At 75.4% G+C, this 20847-nt stretch carries 24 protein-coding genes; 14 read left to right on the top strand and 10 right to left on the bottom strand.

The features are described 5' to 3' along the window. Positions 1-124: 124 nt before the first annotated feature. Positions 125-1321: a type VII secretion protein EccE gene (locus C5N14_RS14575; RefSeq protein WP_117668633.1), complete on the bottom strand. Its 1197-nt coding sequence runs from the start codon at positions 1319-1321 to the stop codon at positions 125-127. A gap of 149 nt (positions 1322-1470) precedes the next feature. Here C5N14_RS14575 and eccB point away from each other — a divergent pair, with 149 nt between their 5' ends. From eccB to C5N14_RS14525, 10 genes are all read left to right on the top strand, one after another. Beyond that, entirely contained in the window at positions 1471-3021 is a 1551-nt protein-coding gene (gene eccB, locus C5N14_RS14570) for a type VII secretion protein EccB (protein ID WP_117668632.1), read from the top strand. 127 nt (positions 3022-3148) lie between these two features. Next, positions 3149-3517 carry a hypothetical protein gene (locus tag C5N14_RS14565; RefSeq protein WP_117668631.1) on the top strand — a complete coding sequence of 123 codons (369 nt, stop codon included), beginning with the start codon at positions 3149-3151 and terminating at the stop codon, positions 3515-3517. After that, positions 3510-4721, top strand: coding sequence for a WXG100 family type VII secretion target (locus tag C5N14_RS14560; protein WP_117668630.1), 1212 nt, complete (start codon positions 3510-3512; stop codon positions 4719-4721). The genes C5N14_RS14565 and C5N14_RS14560 overlap by 8 nt, the downstream gene beginning before the upstream one ends. A gap of 107 nt (positions 4722-4828) precedes the next feature. Beyond that, positions 4829-5353 (top strand): PadR family transcriptional regulator, encoded by a 525-nt coding sequence (locus C5N14_RS14555; RefSeq protein WP_117668629.1) that lies wholly within the window; start codon positions 4829-4831, stop codon positions 5351-5353. Continuing rightward, a complete protein-coding gene (locus C5N14_RS14550; protein ID WP_117668628.1) occupies positions 5350-6078 on the top strand; it encodes an ABC transporter ATP-binding protein in 729 nt (242 codons plus the stop codon). Before C5N14_RS14555 ends, C5N14_RS14550 begins: the two co-directional genes overlap by 4 nt. Next, entirely contained in the window at positions 6075-8444 is a 2370-nt protein-coding gene (locus C5N14_RS14545) for an ABC transporter permease (protein ID WP_207892737.1), read from the top strand. The genes C5N14_RS14550 and C5N14_RS14545 overlap by 4 nt, the downstream gene beginning before the upstream one ends. 179 nt (positions 8445-8623) lie before the next feature. Further along, on the top strand, positions 8624-9043 hold the full coding sequence (locus C5N14_RS14540) for a hypothetical protein (RefSeq protein ID WP_117668627.1): 420 nt from the start codon (positions 8624-8626) through the stop codon (positions 9041-9043). 245 nt (positions 9044-9288) lie between these two features. Next, positions 9289-10230, top strand: coding sequence for a hypothetical protein (locus tag C5N14_RS14535; RefSeq protein WP_243639596.1), 942 nt, complete (start codon positions 9289-9291; stop codon positions 10228-10230). Between the two features lie 116 nt (positions 10231-10346). Beyond that, positions 10347-10682 (top strand): YkvA family protein, encoded by a 336-nt coding sequence (locus tag C5N14_RS14530; RefSeq protein ID WP_117668626.1) that lies wholly within the window; start codon positions 10347-10349, stop codon positions 10680-10682. 290 nt (positions 10683-10972) lie between these two features. After that, positions 10973-11641: a C39 family peptidase gene (locus C5N14_RS14525; protein WP_117668625.1), complete on the top strand. Its 669-nt coding sequence runs from the start codon at positions 10973-10975 to the stop codon at positions 11639-11641. 125 nt (positions 11642-11766) lie between these two features. On the opposite strand, the gene C5N14_RS14520 is transcribed toward C5N14_RS14525, so the two are convergent. The 4 genes from C5N14_RS14520 to C5N14_RS14505 all read right to left on the bottom strand — a co-directional run bounded on the left by C5N14_RS14520 (position 11767) and on the right by C5N14_RS14505 (position 14542). Further along, entirely contained in the window at positions 11767-12015 is a 249-nt protein-coding gene (locus C5N14_RS14520; protein WP_117668624.1) for a ferredoxin, read from the bottom strand. Between the two features lie 16 nt (positions 12016-12031). Beyond that, the gene (locus tag C5N14_RS14515) at positions 12032-13234 is read right to left on the bottom strand and encodes a cytochrome P450 (protein WP_117668623.1); all 1203 of its coding nucleotides are present in this window, start codon (positions 13232-13234) and stop codon (positions 12032-12034) included. 242 nt (positions 13235-13476) lie between these two features. Continuing rightward, positions 13477-13662, bottom strand: coding sequence for an antitoxin (locus tag C5N14_RS14510; protein ID WP_117668651.1), 186 nt, complete (start codon positions 13660-13662; stop codon positions 13477-13479). A 196-nt stretch (positions 13663-13858) separates the two neighbouring features. After that, entirely contained in the window at positions 13859-14542 is a 684-nt protein-coding gene (locus C5N14_RS14505) for a dienelactone hydrolase family protein (protein WP_117668622.1), read from the bottom strand. Positions 14543-14669: 127 nt separating this feature from the next. On the opposite strand from C5N14_RS14505, the gene C5N14_RS14500 reads away from it, so the two are divergent. From C5N14_RS14500 to C5N14_RS14490, 3 genes are all read left to right on the top strand, one after another. Then, positions 14670-15062: a MerR family transcriptional regulator gene (locus C5N14_RS14500; protein WP_117668621.1), complete on the top strand. Its 393-nt coding sequence runs from the start codon at positions 14670-14672 to the stop codon at positions 15060-15062. Then, positions 15032-15379 (top strand): thioredoxin, encoded by a 348-nt coding sequence (trxA, locus tag C5N14_RS14495; RefSeq protein WP_117668620.1) that lies wholly within the window; start codon positions 15032-15034, stop codon positions 15377-15379. The genes C5N14_RS14500 and trxA overlap by 31 nt, the downstream gene beginning before the upstream one ends. Before the next feature lie 109 nt (positions 15380-15488). After that, the gene (locus C5N14_RS14490) at positions 15489-15671 is read left to right on the top strand and encodes a hypothetical protein (RefSeq protein WP_117668619.1); all 183 of its coding nucleotides are present in this window, start codon (positions 15489-15491) and stop codon (positions 15669-15671) included. A gap of 57 nt (positions 15672-15728) precedes the next feature. Here the strand turns inward: C5N14_RS14490 and C5N14_RS14485 are convergent, their stop codons facing one another. The 5 genes from C5N14_RS14485 to C5N14_RS14465 all read right to left on the bottom strand — a co-directional run bounded on the left by C5N14_RS14485 (position 15729) and on the right by C5N14_RS14465 (position 20346). After that, the gene (locus C5N14_RS14485; protein ID WP_117668618.1) at positions 15729-18101 is read right to left on the bottom strand and encodes a glycoside hydrolase family 65 protein; all 2373 of its coding nucleotides are present in this window, start codon (positions 18099-18101) and stop codon (positions 15729-15731) included. Next, positions 18098-18850, bottom strand: coding sequence for a beta-phosphoglucomutase family hydrolase (locus tag C5N14_RS14480; RefSeq protein WP_117668617.1), 753 nt, complete (start codon positions 18848-18850; stop codon positions 18098-18100). Before C5N14_RS14480 ends, C5N14_RS14485 begins: the two co-directional genes overlap by 4 nt. A gap of 78 nt (positions 18851-18928) precedes the next feature. Beyond that, the gene (locus tag C5N14_RS14475; protein WP_117668616.1) at positions 18929-19396 is read right to left on the bottom strand and encodes a DUF4442 domain-containing protein; all 468 of its coding nucleotides are present in this window, start codon (positions 19394-19396) and stop codon (positions 18929-18931) included. Between the two features lie 99 nt (positions 19397-19495). After that, complete coding sequence (locus tag C5N14_RS14470; RefSeq protein ID WP_117668615.1) at positions 19496-19684, bottom strand: DUF397 domain-containing protein; 189 nt, start codon at positions 19682-19684, stop codon at positions 19496-19498. Then, positions 19675-20346: a helix-turn-helix transcriptional regulator gene (locus tag C5N14_RS14465; protein WP_117668614.1), complete on the bottom strand. Its 672-nt coding sequence runs from the start codon at positions 20344-20346 to the stop codon at positions 19675-19677. Before C5N14_RS14465 ends, C5N14_RS14470 begins: the two co-directional genes overlap by 10 nt. A 211-nt stretch (positions 20347-20557) precedes the next feature. Here C5N14_RS14465 and C5N14_RS32655 point away from each other — a divergent pair. Continuing rightward, positions 20558-20847: hypothetical protein (locus C5N14_RS32655; RefSeq protein ID WP_207892736.1), on the top strand; the 290-nt coding region annotated here is incomplete at its 3' end.

The raw sequence follows: 20847 nt of genomic DNA, 5'->3' as shown, positions 1-20847 counted from the left end.
CGCCACCGCCGGGCAGAACGCGGCCCACTCGCCACCGCCGGGCGACGACCGGCCCCGCCCACCACCGCCGGGCAACGACCGGCCCCGCCCGGTCCCGTCGGCGGAGCACCCGGCCGTACCGGACTCACTCGGCGCGGTGGTCGATGACGCGCAGGGCGACCGGGGCGGTGGCGTAGACGCCGGGGCCGTGCTCGCCGTCCAGCGGCCGGGCCGGGACCCCGCCCCGTCGGGCGACGTCCCGGACCACCTTGACCAGCGCCTCGACGTGGTCGGCGGGGGCCGCGACGCGCAGCAGCGGCGGGGTCGGCCGATCGCCGGGCCGGACCACGGCGGCGAGCGTGTGGGACGGGGCGGAGGTCGCGGTGACCGCGTCCACCAGGGCACCCCAGGTAGCCCCGGGGCGGGCGCGCAGGGCCAGGCAACGCTGGGTCCAGCCGCCGCCGCGCAGTCCGGTCCAGGTCTCCGCCTGCGGCGCGGGCGCCAGGTCCATGCCGGCCGCCGAGACGACCGCGGCGCGCAGTTCGTCCCGGCCGAGGACCCGGTGGCTCAGGCCGCCGGCGTGCAGCGCCTTGCCGAGCCGGCCGACCGCGGCGGATACGGTCCGGTGCACGCCCAGCATCCCGCCGCCCCGGGTCACCGTCTCGTTGCGGGCGTCCCGCACGGACAGCCGCACGGCCACCCAGACGGTGCGGTGGGCGGCTGGGGGAGCGCCCGGGGCCGGATACCAGACCAGGGTGTGCGAGACGACCTGGGCGAGGGAGACCGGGGCCGAGAACTCGGCCAGCACGGCCAGCGCCCGGTCCACCACCGCCGCCTCGACGGAACCGGCGGGCGCTCCGGGACGCGGGTCCAGCGCCACGGCGGCGAACCAGCCCTGGCCGTCCTGACCGATGCCGAGGCGGGTGCCCCGCTCGGTCAGCTCCGTCACGGTCAGCTCCGGTGCCAGGGCGGCCAGCCGGGGCTCGTCCGGCCCACCGGCGGTCACCGCGGCCCGGGCCCGGTCCCGGCGACGCCGCAGCCGGCGGCGCAGCAGCAGGTCCTCGTACCACCAACGGCCGCCGCGACGGGCGAAGGTGGCGGCGACCGCCGCCACCGCGAGGGCGGCGACGACCCCGACCAGCCAGCCGGGGCCGCCGAGGGCGGAGGACACGGCGATGGCGCCGAGCTCCGCCACGACGAGCTGCCCGACGACGACCGGACCGAGCCGGCCCCGGCTGCGCCGGTCGGCCGGGACGACCGCGCGGTCGGGCGGCGCCGGCAGGGCTGGCGGGTCGGCCGAGCCGGTGGCCGTACGACCGGGTGGCGCCTGGACCTGCGGCATCGGTGGCGTCCCTTCTGGACGGGCGGCTTCCTGAGCCGGTCCGGGGCGGGCGGTGGTCCCGTTCCCCGGCCGACGGCCCCTTATCGTAGGGAAGCCCGCGGCGGAGCTCGGACCTGATCGTCGCGGACCCATCCCGCCGGAGGTAAGTCATGCGGACCCGCCGCGACCAGGTGCAGGCGTACCGCTTCGTCACCCGCCGGATCGTCTCCGCGCTGCTGTCCGGCGATCCGGAGACCACGAACCTGCCGATGCGGCGACTCGGCCTCGCGGTGGTCGGCAGCGTGGTGGCCGCGGCGGTGGTGCTCGGCGGCGTCGGCGCGTACGGCCAGCTCACCGGCAACGCCGCGCCGCTGGAGGCGAACACGCTGGTGATCGAGCGGGAGACCGGGGCGACCTACGTCTACGTGGACGGCCTGCTGCACCCGACCCTGAACTACGCCTCGGCCCGGCTGATCCTCAACGAGGCGGACCCGGCGGTGCGGACCATGTCGCAGGCGTCGATCGCCGACCGGCCGCGCGGGCGTACCGTCGGGATCGTCGGCGCCCCCGACGCGCTGCCCGACCGGAAGTCGCTGATCGGGCTGCCCTGGTCGGTCTGCGACGTGCCCGACCCGGCCGACCCGCGCCGCTCCACCACCCACCTGGTGATCGACCGGCCGCTCTCCGGCGGCGTGCCGCTCGGCGACCGGGCGGTGCTGGTCACCGTCGGCGGCGGGCGGTACCTGCTCACCGGCGACGCCCGGCTGCGGATCGCGGGCGGGGACCCGGCGACCGCGGCGCTGCGGATGGCCGGTGCCCCCACGGTCACCGTCGGCGAGCAGTTGCTCAACGCCGTGCCGGCGGGTCCGGTGCTCCGCGAGCCCGACATCGAAGGCGAGGGGGACGCCAGCCGGCTGACCGTGGGCGACGGGGCGGCCCGGGTCGGCGACGTCTTCCGGGCCGCCGAGCAGCACTACGTGCTGACCCGGGAGGGGCTGGCCTCGATCGGCGAGGTCACCGCCCTGCTGCTGCTGCGCGACGGCGGGCGGGTCACCGACATCACCCCGGACCAGGCCGGCCGGCTGCTGACCCGGGAACGGGTGGAGCCAGAGGGGACGCCGCGGACGCTGCCGACGCTGCACCCGGTCCAGGCGGGCCGCACGGTGCTCTGCGCCAGCTACCGGAAGGGGGCCGTGGACGGGCCGCCCACCACCACGCTGGAGGTCTTCGACCGGGTGCCGGCCGAGCTGAGCGGCCCCGCCGCGCCGCCGGTCCGGCAGGGCGCCCGGGACGCGGTCCGCACCGCCGAGCAGGTCCTGCTGCCGGGCGGGAAGGGCGTGCTGGTCCAGGCCGCCCCGGGCGCCGGGGACGGCGGCGCGGGCGCGCCGGGCTCGACGGTCTACCTGATCAGCGCCCAGGGGGTGCGCTATCCGCTGGGCACCCGGTCGGGCGACGCGCTGACCGCCCTCGGGTACGGCGGAGTGGCCCCGCTGGCGGTGCCCGCGTCGCTGCTGTCACTGGTGCCCACGGGCCCCACCCTCGAACGGGAGGACGCGCTCGCGTACTTCACCCCGGGCACCGCGAGCGGCGGCGCCCCGGCCGAGGGAGCGGGTCGCCCGCCCGCCGGGGGCGCGAGCCGCACACCGGACCGGGAGGCGAGCGGCGAGCCGAGCCGGCCGGCGGAGGACGGGGCGACCGGGGCGCCGGCCACCGGCGGGTGACCGTGGTGGCCGGGTCCGGCCATGTCGGTGGCGTCGGACCGCTCTCGCCGGGGTCGCCCAGGTTGGCCGCCGTCCACTAACCTGGTCCTCGCCAACGGTTATCGACGAGGACTACGGGGATGCTGCCATGACCGGGCGCACGACAGTCGACGTACTGTCCCTAGAGGACTTCCACAAGCGGTTGGCCGGTCGGCTCACCGAGGCCGAGGCCGTGCTCAAGAAACTCAACACCGAGATGCAGTGCCGGCCGCCGGAGCTGGGCACCTTCGCGGACGCGACCAGCAACGCCCGGCGCTACTCCGACCTGCACCTGAGCTACGCCCAGCAGGTCGAGCGGCTCCGCGACGCGGTACGGGCCGCGCAGAGCGCGACCGGCACGATCCTGACCAACTACAAGACCACCGAGGCGCGCAACGCGGCCAACTCCGCCGACATCGCCGCCGCCCTCGGCGGGGTCGACGACGCGCTGGGCAGGCAGGAGGACCCTCGTGTCTGAGTACACCGCGCGCTACGAGCACGTCAGCCACCAGGAGCTGTACGACGCCGTGAAGGCCGGCGACCCGGCCCAGATCGACGGGCTGGCCACCAAGTGGAACTCGATGAAGGGCACCCTCGACGACCTCGCCCGCGACCTGCGGAGCGACCTCGACAAGCTGGCCAACGGCTGGACGGGGGACGCCGGGCGGGAGTTCCAGCGCCGGCTGTCGCTGATCGTCGACTACTCGACCACCCTCTCCGAGGGGATGGCCGACGTCCGCCAGGGGCTGACGCTGATGGCCACCGACCTGCGCACCGCGAAGAAGGACGCGGAGAGCCCGGACGAGACCGACGACCACGACCAGGCGGTCTCCGGGGCGCTCAAGGGCGGCGCGACCTTCGGCCTGCCCGGCGCGATCGTCGGCGGCATCATGGGACACCAGAAGGACAAGGCCGAGCAGGAGAAGGCCCACCGGCGGATGGTGCAGGTGGTGGCCGAGCTGGCCGCCGGTTACGACCTGTCCGCGTACGGCCGGCTGGTCGCCCCGCCGGAGCCGGACCGGGACCTGCCGGTCGACCCGACCACCTCCACGACGACGCCGTCCGCCGGCCCCGGAGCCAATACCCCGACAGCCGCACCGGGCCCCGGCAAGGGCACCCCGACCACCGGCCACCAGACGGTGTCCGCCCCGGACAGCCCGGCGCCCGCGCCGCACACCGGGTCGACGCCGCTCGGCGGCACCGGCACGGTCGACGGCGGCCTGGGCACCGACCCGGGCGCCGGGACGTCGCTCGCCGGCGCCGATCCGGGGCTCGGCGGGGCGCTGCCGACCGGCGGCACGCCGGGCACGGTCGGCCTGGGCGGCGGGACCGCCGCCGCGTCGGCCGGCACCGGGGCGGGGCTGGTCTTCGGGGCGCCCACCGGGGCACCGGCCGGCGGTGTGCTCGGCGGCGGTACCGGCTCGCTGGCCGGGTCGGCCCGCGGCGGGGCGACGGTGCCGGCGCGGCCGGCCGGCGGCCTAGCGGCGGCCGAGCACCGCGCCGCCACGGGCGTGGGCCGGGTCGGCGCGAACGGGGCCTCCGGCGGCCGGGCGGGCGTGCTCGGCGGGCACGGACGGACCGCCGAGGACGAGTCCGACGAGCGGTTGACCTGGCTGACCGAGGACGACATGGTCTGGCGGGACGGCGACACCGGCGTTCCACCGGTGCTCGGGGCGAGCTGACCCGTCCTCTCCACCCGTACGGCGCGGGGCCCTCCATCCGGAGGGCCCCGCGCCTTTCTCCGACCTGGCTATCCATCATGCGTATACATGGTGTGTATAGTCGCGCCATGTCGATCGGTCAGACCTTCCTCGGGCTCCTCGAGGCCAGCCCCCGCCACGGCTACGACCTGAAACGCGCCTACGACGAACGGTTCGGCCAGGCCCGCCCGCTGCACTTCGGCCAGGTCTACGCCACCCTGTCCCGGCTGCTGCGCAACGGCCTCGTCGAGGTCGACTCGGTCGAGTCCGGCGAGGGCCCGGAACGCAAGCGGTACGCCATCACCGAGGCCGGGGTGACCGACGTGCAACGCTGGCTGTCCCAGCCGGAGAAGCCAGAGCCGTACCTGCACAGCACCCTCTACACCAAGGTGGTGCTGGCGCTGCTGACCGGCCGCTCCGCCGCCGACCTGCTGGACACCCAGCGCGCCGAGCACCTGCGGCTGATGCGCGAGCTGACCCGGCGCAAGACCGGCGGGGACCTCGCCGACCAGCTCATCTGCGACCACGCCCTGTTCCACCTGGAAGCCGACCTGCGCTGGTTGGAGCTGACCGCCGCCCGACTGGACGAGCTGGCCGTGGCGGTGCGGCGGTGAACGCGGCAACCGCCCCCGGCGGGGCGACGACCGGGCAGGACCCGACCGGAACGGAGCTGCTGGTCGCCGAGGACCTGCACCGCGCCTTCGGCCCGACGCCGGCGCTGGTCGGGGCGTCGCTTGCCGTACGGGCCGGTGAGGTGGTGGCGGTGATGGGGCCGTCCGGCTCCGGCAAGTCGACCCTGCTGCACTGCCTCGCCGGCATCGTCCGGCCCGACTCCGGCCGGGTGACCTACCGGGGCGCGGACCTGACCGCCATGTCCGACCGGGAGCGCAGCGCCCTGCGCCGGGGGCAGTTCGGCTTCGTGTTCCAGTTCGGCCAGCTCGTGCCCGAGCTGACCTGCCTGGAGAACGTGGCCCTGCCGCTACGGCTGGAGCGGGTCGCCCGGCGTGAGGCCGAGCGGCGGGCCACCGACTGGCTCGGCCGGCTGGAGGTCGCCGAGGTGGCCGGCAAACGGCCCGGCGAGGTCTCGGGCGGGCAGGGCCAGCGGGTCGCGGTGGCCCGGGCGCTGGTGACCGTTCCCCGGGTGGTCTTCGCCGACGAGCCGACAGGCGCGCTCGACTCGCTCAACGGGGAGCGGGTGATGCGCCTGCTCACCGGGGCGGCCCGGGAGACCGGCGCGGCCGTGGTGCTGGTGACCCACGAGGCGCGGGTGGCCGCGTACTCGGATCGGGAGGTGGTGGTCCGGGACGGCCGGACCCGGAACCTGGAGCCGGCGGCATGACCGGGCCACGGACGCCGGGCGGCGTGACCGGACCGGAGGTGCCGCCCCGCGCGGCCGGCCGGCTGCCCGGGGCGCTGGCGGACCTGCTGATGGGCGCGCGGATGGCCGTCACGGGCGGCCGGGACGGGTGGACCCGGGCCGTGCTGACCGCGCTCGGGGTCGGGGTCGGGGTGGCCATGCTGCTGCTCGCCGCGGCGGTGCCGGGCGCGCTCGACGCCAGGGCGGCGCGCGGCGACGCCCGGGCGGACGTCGGGAACGGACCGGAGCTGACCTCGGCGGCGAACACGCTGCTGGTGGCACCCGTTGACACCGTCTTCCGGGAGCGGCCGGTGCGCGGCCGGATCCTCCGAGCCGAGGGCCCGGCCGCGCCGCTGCCGCCGGGGGTGCCCCGACTGCCGGCGGCCGGTGAGGTGGTCGTCTCCCCGGCCCTGCGGGAGCTGCTCGACTCGCCCGACGGCCCGCTGTTCGCGCCCCGGCTCGGCGGCGCCCGGGTCACCGGCACCATCGCGGCGCAGGGTCTCACCGGCCCGCACGAGCTGGCCTTCTACCTGGGCAGCAACGCCCTGACGGCGGACCGGGCGCAGCGGATCGACCACTTCGGCGGCGGGCCGCCCAGCGAGGAGTTCTCGCCTGTCCTGATGGTCCTCGTCGTGGTCGTATTCGTGGTGCTGCTGCTGCCGATCGTGGTCTTCGTCGGCGCGGCGGTCCGCTTCGGCGGCGACCGCCGGGACCGCCGGCTGGCCGCCCTGCGCCTGCTCGGCGCCGACGCCGGGATGATCCGGCGGATCTCCGCCGGGGAGGCGGCGGCCGGCGCGGTGCTCGGCCTCGCCGTCGGCGGCGCGCTCTTCGCCGCCGGCCGCCAACTCGCCCCGCTGCTCACCCTCCAGAACGTCAGCGTGTCCGCGTCGGACCTGCGCCCGTCCCTGCCGCTGGTGGCGGCGGTGGGGGTCGCGGTCCCGGTGCTCGCGGTGCTGGTGGCTCTCGTCGCCCAGCGCCGGGTGGTGGTCGAACCGCTCGGGGTGAGCCGGCAGGGGACGACGGTCCGCCGCCGCCTGTGGTGGCGGCTGCTGCTGCCGGCCGCCGGCCTGGCGCTGCTGTACCCACTGACCGGCGTCGGCGAGCGCACCGCCGGCAGCGACGACTACCAGGTGGCGGCCGGCGCGGTGCTGGTGCTGATCGGCACGGTCACTCTGCTGCCCTGGCTGATCGACCTGGTGGTGGGCCGGCTGCGCGGTGGCCCGGTGCCGTGGCAGCTCGCGGTGCGCCGGCTGCAACTGGACAGTGCCACCTCCGCCCGCCTGGTCAACGGCGTCGCCGTGGCGGTGGCTGGCAGCATCGGCCTCCAGATGCTGGTCGCCGGGGTGGAGGACCGGTTCGCGACGCGTACCGGCCAGGACACCTCGCGGGCCCAGGCGTACGTCTGGTTCGCCGACCTGCCCGACCCCGGGGCCGCACTGGCGCGGCTGGCCGCCGCCCCCGGCGTCACCCGCAGCGCGGGAACGCTGGCCACGGTGGCGACCGGGGAGCAGCAGCCCGGCACGGATGCACCCCCGTTCACCGAGGTGCGGATCGGCGACTGCGCCGCGTTGGCCGAGTTCGCCCGGCTCGGCTCCTGCGCGGACGGGGACGTCTTCCTCGCCGAGGGACCGGCCGGCAAGAGGTCCGGCCCCGCCGGCACCGGACCCGTCCCCGGAACCCGGATGACCGTGGGCGCGAACGAGATCCCCTGGACGGTGCCGGCCCGGACCCGCACGGTTCCCGCGATGCCGGACCCGGTCGGCTGGGTACGGGGCGGCCTGCTGGTCACCCCCGGCGCGGCCGGCGCCTCCCGGTGGACGGGGCTGAGCGCAGAGGCGCTGATCAGCGTCGATCCGGGCGACCCGGACGCGCTGGAGCGGGTCCGCAACGCCGCCGCCGAGGTGGACCTGCGCGCCCAGGTCAGCGCGCTGACCGATGTCACCTGGTCGACGCAGTTCGTCAACGTCAAGCGCGGCCTGGCCGTCGGCGTCGTGGTGACCCTGCTGCTGCTCGGGACGAGCATGCTGGTCGGCGTGCTGGAGCAACTGCGGGAGCGCCGCCGCCTGCTGGCCATGCTGGTCGCCGTCGGCACCCCGCGCCGCGCGCTGGGCTGGTCGGTGTTCTGGCAGGCGGCCGTGCCGGTGCTGGTCGGTCTCGGCCTCGCGGTCGGGTTCGGGCTGGGCCTCGGGGCGGTGCTGCTGCGCATGGTCGGCGCGCCGGTCACGGTGAGCTGGCCGGTGGTCGCGCTGGGGGCCGGCCTCGGCGGTGGGGTGGTGCTGCTGGTCACCGGCGCGAGCCTGCCGGTTCTCTGGCGGCTGACCCGCCCCGACGGCCTGCGGGCCGAGTGAGCCGGGCCGACAGCACGAGGGGCCTGCGGGCCACTGTCGACAAGACCATCTCCATCGATGGATCCGCCGTCGAATTCCACCGGTGCCCGTCTGTCCACAGCGACGGTTGGTGGCCCGACTCACCCCCACGGCGCTCCGCCGAGGCTGCGGGTGGACCGGAACGGGGATAGGTTGGTGTCGTGCAGTCCGTAGCGTTCGCCCGCCCCTCCCGGCCGGTGACGCTGCGCGGGGCACGCCCGTCGCGGCAGGCGGCGCTGCGCCGCATCCGGGACCTGGGTCGCCTCGCGCTGACCGCCCTGGTCCTCGCGGTCGGCCTCGGCGGGGCATCCGCCCTGACGGCCGCCGCCCCCGCCTCCGCCGCCGAGCTGGCCCGCCCCGCCGTGGTGACCAGCCGGGTGGCCGAGCTGCGCCCCGGGCCCGGCCCGGCCGCCGAGTCGCGCGCCCGGCCGGCCGCCCCGCACGTCCGGCCGGCCCCCGGGAACGCCCGGCCCTCGGCGACCGCCCCGGTTTCGACCGCGACGGCGACCGGCCGGGTCGACCGTCCCGCCGTCGACCCGGCCGGCGGCGCCGTCGTCCGGCGCGGCCCGCCCCGGCACTGACCCGGGCCGAGCAGGCGCCGATCCGGGCCGTTGCGGCGCCGCACCGCGCCGCCCCGGCACCCCGTCGGCTCGCCGCGAGCCCGCCGACGGCCGCGCCCTCCCGCGCCGCTGACGACCACGCCCACCGTCACCCGCGGCGCTGACGGGCCGGCGAGGGCCCGTCCGGCACCGGTTCACGTGCGGCCCACCGCCCGCCCGGCGGGCCATGACCGTCAGTCCACGTCGTCCCACCCGAGGTGCTCCCCATGCAGACCGCAACCTCCTCAGTCCTGCTCGACGTGCCCCAGGCCGCCGCAATCTGGCTGGCCCTCCTCGGCGTCGCCGCCGTCGCGGTGACCGCGCTGGTCGTCCGGCCGGACCTGTTCCGCTCCGTGATCGGCGGGCGCTTCCGCGAGGCCGCCATGCCGGGCCGGCTCGAACAGGCGGCGGAGGACCGGGAACGGCACCGCTACGCGGGGGAGGTGGCGACCGCGGCGGAGCGCGCGGCGGCCTCCGCCCAGCGGCTGCGGGCCGAGTGGCTGTCCGCCCAGGAGGAGGTGGAGACCGTCTGGCAGGCGTGCGAGGTCGCGGAGGACGCCGTCCGCCGGCTGGCCGCCGCCGCCGGCCTGCCCCGGCCGCACACCGAGCGCACCCCCGCCGAGTACGCCGACCGCGAGCGCTACCTGCACCGGGCCGCGCTGGACGCGTACTGGCGTCGGGAGTTGTCGGAGGAACAGCTCAGCGACGTCTTCGCGCACCGCAACGGTTGGGATCCCCGGCTGCACCCGGTCGAGCAGGAACTGGTGCTGCATCGCGCGGTACGGGACCATCTGCGCACCCGGCAGCAGGCGGCCCGGGAACGGGAGCAGGCCGCCTGGCGGGCCGCCGAGCAGGCCGTCGTCGCCGCACGCTCCCTCCGGGAGGAGGCGTTCGCCGCCACCGCGCCCGCCGAGCCGGAGCAGCCGCTGCTGCCCGGGGTGACCGACGGACGGTCGCCGGCCGCCGAGCAGACCCGCGAGATGCCGGTGCTCACCACCCGCGAGGTGCCGACCGTCACCCGGGACCTGCCGACCGTCGCCGCAGGCCTGCCGACCGTCACCCGGGACCTGCCGGCCGTGGCCGCAGGCCTGCCGACCGTGGCCCGGGGGCGCGCCGCCGTGACCCGGGGACGTTCCGCCGCCCGGGGCCGCGCCACCGTCCCCGCCTGACGCACCGGGCCCGCGACATTCCGCCGGATCCGGGGAAGCAGTGGCCGTACGGCCGTGCCGTTGCCCCGGCTTCCGCTATCGAGCGTGATCTTGGTGATCTCGGCTAGCGTGGCGGCATGAACGAGCCCTACTGGTGGCTGCTGGCGATCGCCGCCCTGGTCGTCGCGGCGACGCTGGTCGGCGCCGTGCTGCTCGCCGTGCGGGTGGTACGCACCCGCAGGATGCTCGGCACGTTGGGGGTGGGGGGCAAGGTCGCCTTCTGGGGCGCCCTGGTCTACACGATCTTCCCGATCGACGTGCTGCCCGACCCGATCTACCTGGACGACATCGGGGTGCTCGCCGCTGCCCTGATCTACCTGGGCCGGCTCGTCCAGCAGCGCCGCGCCGCCGAGCGGCGACTGCCCGGTCAGCCGGAGCCCCACGACGAGGAGACCCGTCGCCCGGTCCCCTGACCCGGCCGCCGCCGCCCCCGTGGCGGGTCTGCCATGTCAACTCCAGGTACGGCACACGGCGGTCTCCGCCCGACCGGATGCCCCGACATCCCGCACACCGCGTCGACCATCCGCGCCGATTGCGACGTATGTCCGGGTTAATCCATGATCAACGTGATCGGGCTCGCCCCCGCCCCGGAATCGTGGCAGCCGGGCGGGGCGTTGAACCCCTCGTACGAGCCGAGCGCCCCTTCCTGGTGCTTGCGCCTCCGGACCCCGGAGGCGGCAATCCCCCCGAACGGAGCTTCGACATGAACACGATCCTGCGCAAGAGCATGCTGTCCGTCGCCGGTCTGGTGATGACCGGTGGCGCCGTCGCCGGCCCCGCCCTGGCGGCGCACGCGGCCCCGGCCGGGCCCACCGGCGCGCTCCACGTCGACAAGACCAGCAAGACGAACAAGAGCGGCAAGGGCGACAAGGGCGAGCGCCGGGCCGGCTACGAGTACCAGGCCCAGCCGAACTTCTACTACTGCGGCCCGGCGTCGGCCCGGATCGCCCTGTCTGCCGAGGGCAAGGCCGTCAGCCAGGACGAGCTGGCCGCCAAGCTCGGCACGACCGAGAACGGCACCGACTCGGCCATCGACATCACCCGGGTGCTGAACGAGTACACCAACGGCAGGTACAAGACCACCGAGATCAGCTCGGACGTCGCGTCCAAGGAACAGGTCGAGCGGCTGCGGGTGGACGTGCAGGCCGCGGTGGACGCGGGTGAGCCGGTGGTGGCCAACATCCTCGGCGGCGCGGTGGACACCGAGGGCCGGGAGCACAGCTACCCGGGCCACTACCTGACCGTGGTGGAGTACAGGGACGACGGCAACACGGTGAAGATCGCCGACCCGGCGGACCCGGCCGTCCAGGAGTACTGGATGGACGTCGCCGAGCTGGCCAACTGGATCGCGGGCCGCGGCTACAGCTCCTGATCCGGCACGACCCACGAGGGCCGGTCCCCACCCGGGGGCCGGCCCTTTCCGGGTACGCCAGGGCTGACGGGCGCGGCCCGCCGGCGCCGCACACCGGCAGCCGGCGATACGCCGTACCCGTCGGGTCAGGGCCCGGGGGCGATCTGCCGACGGCTCTCCACGTCGGAGACCACGATCGCCTCCATCGGGCAGGAGTCGGCGGCGTCGATCACCTCCTGGGCGGGCGTCACCCGTTCGGCCAACGGACGGGACAGCCCGTCGACCAGCGTGAAGTGCTCGGGTGCCGTCCCGGCGCAGATTCCCGAGCCGATGCACCGGGTCGGGTCCACGTGCAACCGCCACCCGGAACCGGTCGTCTCCTCCTCCGCGTTCATCTGCTCCCCCGCCCCGTCACCAGGCCACCGGCATCGCGGTCAGCCCGCGTACCAGCAGGCCGCTCTTCCAGGGCAGTTCCGACTCGGGCACCGCCAGCCGCAGCCCCGGGAGCCGGTCGAGCAGGGTGTCCAGCACCACCTGTAGCTCCATCCGGGCGAGTTGGGCCCCGACGCAGTGGTGCACGCCGTGCCCGAAGCCCAGGTGCGGGTTGACCTCCCGGCCCAGGTCGAGCCGGTCGGCGTCCGGGAAGACGGTCTCGTCGCGGTTGGCCGACGCGATCGACACGACGACCGGCTCACCCGCGCGGACCAGCACCCCGCCGACCTCGACGTCCTCCTTGGGGTAGCGGGCGAAGGCGGCGGTCGCGCCGAGCGGGACGTACCGCATCAGCTCCTCGACGGCGCGCGGCACGAGGCTCCGGTCGGCCCGCAGCCGGGCCCACTCGCCGGGGTGGTGCAGCAGGACGTACACGAAGTTGGGGATCTGGGTGACGGTGGTCTCGTGGCCGGCGGCGAGCAGCCCCGCGGCGAGCTGGACCACCTCCTCCTCGCTGAGCCGGTCGTCGGCGTCGCGGGCCCGGACCATCGCGCCGATCAGGTCGTCCGTGGGCTCCTGGCGGCGCTGCGCGATCAGCTCGCCCATGTACGCGATCAGGTTGTCGATGTACCGCTCGGCCTGCTCGACGCCCAGCGAGGTGGTCGAGACGATCGCCTCCGACCAGGTGTGGAACTTGTCCTGGTCGGTGACCGGCACGCCGAGCAGGTCGCAGATGACCCGGATCGGCAGCGGGGTGGCCAGGTGGGCCACCAGGTCGGCCGGCGGACCGGCGGCGAGCAGGCCGTCGACCAGCTCGTCGGCGATCTGCCGGGTGCGCGGGCGCAGCTCCTCGACCCGGCGCGCCGTGAAGGCCCGGGCGACGAGCCGGCGCAGCCGGGTGTGGTCCGGCGGGTCCATGGACAGGATGCCGCCCTGGATCTGGCGGGGGGTGTTGCGCGGCTCGTCCCGGCCGACCGCCGCGGCCCGGCTGAAGCGGGCGTCGCCGAGCACCGTACGCACGTCGGTATGCCGGGTGGCCAGCCACGCCGGCTCCCCATAGGGCAGCCGCACCCGGATCAGCGGCTCCTCGCGGCGCAGCTGGGCGTAACGCGGGTCGAGATTGAGCCGGTCGGGGTCGCTGAACGGATAGCGCTCGGTCGTCGCCTCGGATGTGTCGGTCACCGGATGAATTCCTCTCGTCCACGGCCCCGCCGTCGGGCCGTCCGACCGCCGGGCGCGACTCCACGGCGAGTCATGCCCCGAATGCGGATGGTAGCGAGAGAGGTCGATCCTCGGCCAGTGACCGGGTTGGATTTCGTACCCGGAAGAGGCTCGCGGCGGCCCGGCCGGCGGCGGGTAGCCCCGCCGCCGGCCGGGCCTGGCACGCCCTGTTCGCGGGCGCGCGGGCCGCGACCGGCGTCGGGTCAGCGCGGCGAGGTGTCGCCCTCGCCGGTGCGCTGCTGGGCCATGTCGACACCCTTGTCGATCTGCTTGTCGTACTTGCCCTCGGTGCGCTGGTCGGCCTGGTCGCCTGCCTTGTCGAGGCCCTGGTCGACCTGCTTGTCGTGCTTGTCGGCGAAGTCCTTCGCCTTGTCCATGAAGTCGCGCATGCGTTCCTCCTCCACTCGGTCCTGGCAGGGCCTTCCCTGGGCCGCCGGCCGCAAACCGGCACCGGGCCGGTCGGGGCTCCCGGGACGGGCACCGACCCGCCGGAGGCGACACCCCCGGGATCCGAGCGCGGCGGTGGGGGTGTCGGAGAGTCGCCGGACGGGTAGGGACGTCGCCGAAAGCCGACCACCGTCTGAGTCAGGCCCCGGGGCGCAGATGCCCGGCGAACCAGTCCGCCGCCGCGTCGGCGACCCGCTCCAGGGTGCCCGGCTCCTCGAACAGGTGGGTCGCGCCGGGCACCACCCGCAGCTCGGCCACCTCGCCGAGGTCGGCCGCCGCCTCCTCGTTCAGCCCGATCACCTCCGCGTCCAGGCCGCCCACCAGCAGCAGTGTCGGGGCCTGCACCCGGGACAGGGCGGGGCCGGCCAGGTCGGGCCGGCCGCCCCGGGACACCACCGCCCGGACCCGCTCGGGCCGGGCCGCCGCGGCCACCAGTGCGGCGGCGGCTCCGGTACTCGCCCCGAACAGGCCCACCGGCAGCCGGCTCAGGGCCGGATCGCCGGCCATCCAGTCCACGATCGCGGCCAGGCGGTCGGCGAGCAGCCCGATGTCGAAGCGCAGTTCGGCCGTCCGGGCGTCGACCCGGTCCTCCTCCGGGGTGAGCAGGTCGACCAGCACCGTGCCGAGCGCCCGTTCGCGCAGCACCCCGGCGACGGCCGTGTTCCGGGGGCTGTGCCGCGAGCTGCCGCTGCCGTGCGCGAAGAGGACCACCCCGGTCGCCCCGGCCGGCACCAGCACGTCGGCCGGCAGTCCGGCGTCCCCCACCGGGATCGTGACCTCGCCGCCCCTGGTCGTCGTACCGGCCTGTCCACGAGCCGCCATCTCGGCACCCCTTCCTGTTCCTCGTCCCGCCTGACTACCCGCCCCGGCGGCCGGAATTCGCCGTTGCCTTGACACCGGCGACAAGGTCTAGCGTGGCGGGCAGGGCGGGCCGGCGGAGGAGGTTCGGATGCGGATCGGCGAACTGGCGGAACGTGCCGGTACGAGCACCCGGACCCTGCGGTACTACGAGACGCAGGGGCTGGTCCGGCCCCGACGCTCGGCCAACGGCTACCGGGTCTACGACGAGGCGGAGCTGCGGGTGGTGCACGAGATCCGGGCCCTGCTGGCCGTGGGGTTCGGCCTGGACGACATCCGGCCGTTCGTGGCCTGCCTGCGGGCCGGCCACTCCTCCGGCGACGTCTGCCCGGACTCGGTGGCCGTGCTGCGCCGCAAGCTCGCCGAGGTGGACGCCTACCTCGACCGGCCGGGCGCGGTGCGGCGGCAGTTGCACGACCAACTCACCCAGGCCATCGCGCACCGGGAGGAAACATGCTTCAGGAAACGGGACGTCCCCCGCTGACCGCCGTCACCGACGCCACGTTCGCCGAGACGGTGCTGGCCGCCGACCGGCCGGTGGTGGTCGACTTCTGGGCCGAGTGGTGCCCGCCCTGCCTGGCGGTCTCGCGGAGCCTCGCCGAGTTGGCCGGGGAGTTCGGGGACCGGCTGCGGGTGGTCACCGTCGACACGGACGAGAACCCGGCCACCGCCCGGGCGTACGGGGTGATGTCGATGCCGACCCTGCTGATGTTCCGCGGCGGCGAGGTGGTCGGCTCGATCGTCGGGGCCCGGCCGAAGAACCACCTGCGGCTGAGCTTCGCCCGTCACCTGGAGCCCTGACCGGCAGCCCGTCGCTCCGTCGGCGTCGTTTGCGCCCGGGCCGGCCGGGAAGGCCCGGGGTGACCGCAGCACCGGCGCAGCCGCGCCCCGACGGATCGCGAGGATCGTCATGGCCCGACAGCAGAACAGGTCGCAGCAGCAGGCCGCCGAGCGGGACGAACGGCGGGAACGGGACGCCGAACGCGGCCGGGACTGGGCGGACGAGGCGGCGCAGGCCCGCACCGCCGACGACCCCCGGACGGTCTCCCCGCGCGACGCGGCCGGCCGGCCCTCCAACGGGCGACAGTTCTGAGCCTCCCGGTCGGGTGGGCGCGCGCCGCCCGCCCGACCGGGGACCCGCCGCCGGCGGCTAGCTGACGTCTTCCGGCAGGTGCAGCAGGGGCGCCCGGCCGGGCGGCTGCTCCGGCTCGGAGCCGGGCGGGTCGAACGGCGGCACCGGCACGGTGACCGGCTCGGCGCAGGTGACCCGCACCTTCTCGCCGTGGTGCCGCAGCTCCACCACCTCGTCGGTGCAGTTGTGCCGCAGCGCGTACGTGGTCTGGTGCGGCCGGACGTCGACCCGCAGCCGCATGCCCCGCCACTGCAACGAGAACTCCAGCCGGCCCAGCCGGCTCGGCAGCCGGGGCGCGAACGTCAGCAGCCCGTCGTGGTCGCGCAGCCCGCCGAACCCGGCGACCAGGGCGATCCACGCCCCGGCGAGGGACGCCATGTGCACCCCGTCGCGGGTGTTCTCGTTCAGGTCGTGCAGGTCCATCAGCGCGGCCTCGCGCAGGTACCGGTGTGCCAGCTCCAGGTAGCCGACCTCGGCCGCCATCACCGCCTGGGTGCACGCCGACAGGGACGAGTCCCGCACCGTCCGCCGCTCGTAGTAGAGGAAGTTGCGCCGCTTCTCCTCGTCGCTGAACGCGTCCCCCCGCCAGTGCATGGCGAGCACCAGGTCGGCCTGCTTGACCACCTGCTTGCGGTACAGGTCGAAGTACGGGTAGTGCAGCAGCAGCGGGTACTTCTCGGCCGGGGTGTGCTCGAAGTCCCACTCCTGGAGCCGGGTGAACCCCTCCACCTGCTCGTGCACGTCGACCCCGGCGTCGTACGGGAGGCACATCGCGTTCGCCGCGTCCCGCCAGGCCGCCGCCTCCTCCTCGGTCACCCCGAGGTCGATGGCCTGGTCCCGGAAGCGCATCGCGCACTCGGCGGCGGTGAGCAGGTTCCGCTGCGCCATCAGGTTGGTGTAGATGTTGTCGTTCTTCACGGCGGTGTACTCGTCCGGGCCGGTCACCCCGTCGATGTGGAACCGGCCGTCGCGGTCGTGGTGCCCGAGCGAGCGCCACAGCCGGGCCGTCTCGACCAGCAACTCCAGGCCGATCTCCCGCTCCAGCCCCTCGTCGCCGGTGACCAGCACGTACCGGCGCAGCGCTTCGGCGACGTCGGCGGCGATGTGGAACGCCGCCGTGCCGGCCGGCCAGTACGCCGACGACTCCGGGCCCTCGATGGTGCGCCACGGGAAGGCCGCGCCGGCGAGGTTCAGCGTCCGGGCCCGGTCGCGTGCCTGTCCGAGCGTGGAGTGCCGCCAGTACAGGGCGTTCCGCACCGCGCTGGGCTGGGTGTAGGTCAGCACCGGCAGCACGAACATCTCGGTGTCCCAGAACACGTGCCCGTCGTACCCGGGGCCGGTCAGGCCCTTCGCGGAGATCGGCCGGCGCTCGGCCCGGGCGCCGGCCTGGAGCACGTGGAAAAGCCCGAACCGGACGGCCTGCTGCACCTCCGGGTCACCCTCCACCCGGACGTCGGCGGCGTCCCAGAACTCGTCGAGGTACTCCCGCTGCTCCCGGCGCAGCCCGTCCCAGCCGTCCAGGCGGGCGGCGGTCAGCGCCGCGCCGACCTGGTCGCGCAGCGCCGGCAGCGACCGCCGGCTGGACCAGCCGTACGCCAGGTACTTGACCACCCGCAGCGTCTCGCCGGGCTTGAGCACGCACCCGATGGTGGTACGCACCCAGTCCTCGTACCCCTCGGTCGCGACGGTGGTGTGCTCGGGGGCGTGCACGTCGTGGTCCATGGCGGCGGCCACCCGCAGCCCGCTGACCTTGGTCCGGTGGATCAGCAGGCCGCCGTCGTGGGTGGTCAGCTCCTCCTCGGCCTGCAACGGCGACTCCAGCACCGCCGCCACCCGGGGGTCGCGGCTCTGCGCCGGCAGGTTCTCGTTGGCCACCAGTTCGGACTGGAGGATCAGCCGCAGCGGCCCGCCGACCGCCTCCACCTCGTAGTGGATCGCGGCGACCGACCGCTGGGTGAACGACACCAGCCGGGTGCTGCGGACCCTGACCTCCCGGCCGGCCGGGGAACGCCAGTGCAGCTCCCGGTGCAGGGTCCCGGTCCGCAGGTCGAGGACCCGCTCGTGGGAGATCAGTTCGCCGTACCGCACGTCGAGCGGCTCGTCGTCGACGAGCAGCCGGATCAGCTTGCCGTTGGTGACGTTGACGATGGTCTGGCCGGACTCGGGAAAGCCGAAGCCCGCCTCGGCGTACGGCAGCGGGCGCAGCTCGTAGAAGGAGTTCAGGTAGGTGCCGGGCAGGCCGTGCGGCTCGCCCTCGTCCAGGTTGCCGCGCAGCCCGATGTGCCCGTTGGAGAGCGCGAAGACCGACTCGGACTGGGCCAGCACGTCCAGGTCGAGGCGGGTCTCCCGGATGTGCCAGGGCTCCACCGGATAGGCGCGTTCGCGGATCATGCGGGTGTCCCCCTGTCGATCAGGTCGGCGAGGTCCGTCACCACGACGTCCGCCCCGTGCGCGCGCAACTCGTCGGCCTGCCCCACCCGGTCCACGCCGATCACGTAGCCGAACCCGCCGGCCCGGCCGGCGGCGACGCCGGCCAACGCGTCCTCGAAGACGGCCGCCTGCGCCGGCTCCACCCCGAGCAGCTTCGCCCCGGCGAGGAAGCTGTCCGGGTGCGGCTTGCCGCGCAGCCCCTGCTCGCGGGCGACCACCCCGTCCACCCGGGCCTCCAGCAGCGGTTCCAGCCCGGCGGCGGCGACCACGTCCCGGCAGTTGGCGCTCGCCGAGACGACCGCGCGGCGCAGGCCGGCGTCGGCCGCCGCCTTCAGGTACGTCACCGAACCCGGATAGGTCTCGACCCCGTCGGTGCGGATCCGCTCCCGCAGGACGACGTTCTTCCGGTTACCCATCCCGTTGACGGTGTCCGCCTCCGGCGGGTCGTCGGGCGAGCCCTCGGGCAGGGTGATCCCCCGGGAGGCCAGGAAGGAGCGCACCCCGTCGGCCCGGGGCTTCCCGTCGACGTACCGGTTGTAGTCGGGCCCCGGGTCGAACGGCCGGTACGGCTCACCGGTGGCCGCCGCGTGCCGCCGGAGGAACGCGTCGAACGTCTGCGTCCAGGCCGCGTTGTGCACCCGGGCGGTCTGCGTCAGCACACCGTCCAGATCGAAGAGACAGGCAGTCACACGAGCAGGCAGGCCCAGCACGGTACGAATCTATCCACCGGCCGGAGCCGGCAAACCGGATTCACCCCGCGACGCGCGGGGACCGGGGCGGCGGCGCGCTCAGCGGTTCGGGCGCAACGTCCAGACCACGGTCATCGTCGAGGTCGGCGTGCCGTCCTCGGTGCTGATCTCGACCTCGACGGGGAACTCCGGCCGACGGCCGGCGTCCAACTCGGCGATCACCTCGGAGGCCGGCCGGCCGAGCCGGGCGGTGGCCAGCACCGACCCCGTCGCCAGCTTCCGGTACGCGATCTCCGCCCGCACCGCCAGCGGGACGGCCCGGTCGAGGAGCTGCCCGAACGCGGCCAGCACCGCCGCGCCGGAGGCGGTCTCACCGAGGGTGAACATCGCCCCGGCGTGCGGGCCGCCGACGTGGTTGTGGGTGGCCGGCGAGTCGGGCAGCCGGACCACGGCCCGCACCCCGCCCTCCGCCTCGGGGGCCACCTCGACGAATTCGACGCCGAGCGTACGGGCGAAGGGCACGGCCTCCAGCATGCCGGCCGCCACCTGGCGAGAGTCGATGCTCATGCCCGAACGCTACTCCCGAGTAACTTGCGGGTGCAAGACCGGCAGCCGAAGGAACGCCGAGGTCATCCCCAGCGACGACGCGGGCGGGACGGGCCGCCCTCAGCGCCGCTTCGCGTGGGCCACGAACGCCGCCCAGTCCGCCGGGGCGAACACCAGGACCGGCCCCCGCCGGTCCTTGCTGTCCCGCACCCCGACCGCCCCCGGGAGGTTGTCGGCCACCTCTACGCAGTTGCCGCCATTGCCGCTGCTGCGGGTGCTCTTGCGCCAGACCGCGCCAGTCAGGTCCATGCCTCTGCCGCCTCCGAGATCGCCGTGAGCGTGGCCCCGTGCGGCAGCGCCTCCGCCCGCACGGACTCCCACACCTGCCGCAGCAAGTGTACGTCCACCGTGCGCTCCACGATGGTGCCCTGCAACTGGTTGTCGAGGTAGCCGACGTCGTCGCTGTCGGGCGGGGTGGCGAGCACGAACGCGCCGTTGAGCCCCGGGTACGCGCCGACGCCGCGCGGCACCAGGTGCAGGTGCACCCGGGACCGGCGGCCCACCTCGACCAGGTGCCGCAACTGCTCCCGCATCACGTCGGGGCCGCCGACCGGGCGCTCCAGCGCGCGGGCGTACGCCTCGGTCTGGAGCAGGCCCGGCACGACCAGCGGCTCGAAGCTGCGCAGCGCGGTCGCCTCCTGCTCGATCGTCACCCACTCGCGGAACCACGGCATCAGGCTCTCCCGCACCAGCGTCTCCCGGATGCGGACCAGCAGCCCGTCGGCCCGCAGCGCCTCGTCGCAGCGCTGGGTGAACTCCTCCCGGGGCGGGCGGCGACACTGCTCGACCGCCGCCACCAGCGACGCCGAGTAGTTCACCCGCTCACCGAGGGCCTCCTGCGACAGGCCCGCGCCGGACCGCAGGCGGCGCAGCTCTCCGGCGAACAGTTCCAACATGGGCATCCGGTTCATCTGCACACCTCTGCACACGCGCGTCGGCCGAGTCGGACGGCTGGGCTGGTGGGGGCGGAACGACTTCCGACAGTAGTCCCGCAATCAGCACACTGTCACGCAGCGGAGCCGCTGCCCCTTCCACCCCCGGGAACGCGGCGCGACCGCCCGGGCCCGCCCCTCCACTCCCCCTGGCGGGGCGGGCCCCCTCCCATCGACCAAGGAGGCCCGCGTGATCAGCCACCAGCTCCCACAGCCCGGCGACGGGCCGGAGGCGGACCGCAACCCGCAGCCGCTGCCCCCGCCGTCAACGATGGCGGTGACCGGTGAGGTGTGTCTGACCTGGGCGCACGCGATGCCGTGGCCTGGCTGGAGGGTGGCGCGGGGCAGGGCCATTGCCTGGTCGTGGGTGCGGTCCCCGGCCGGCGGGGAAACGGTGACCCGGGCGGGACTGTGGGCGGCGGTCGATGACGTGGGCGGCGGTGCCTATGGAGCTGAGTCGTTCACGTCATCACCGTCGGG

This window comes from Micromonospora sp. MW-13 (assembly GCF_003434305.1).
GTDB lineage: Bacteria > Actinomycetota > Actinomycetes > Mycobacteriales > Micromonosporaceae > Micromonospora.
This window is presented reverse-complemented; position numbering and strand designations above follow the sequence as displayed.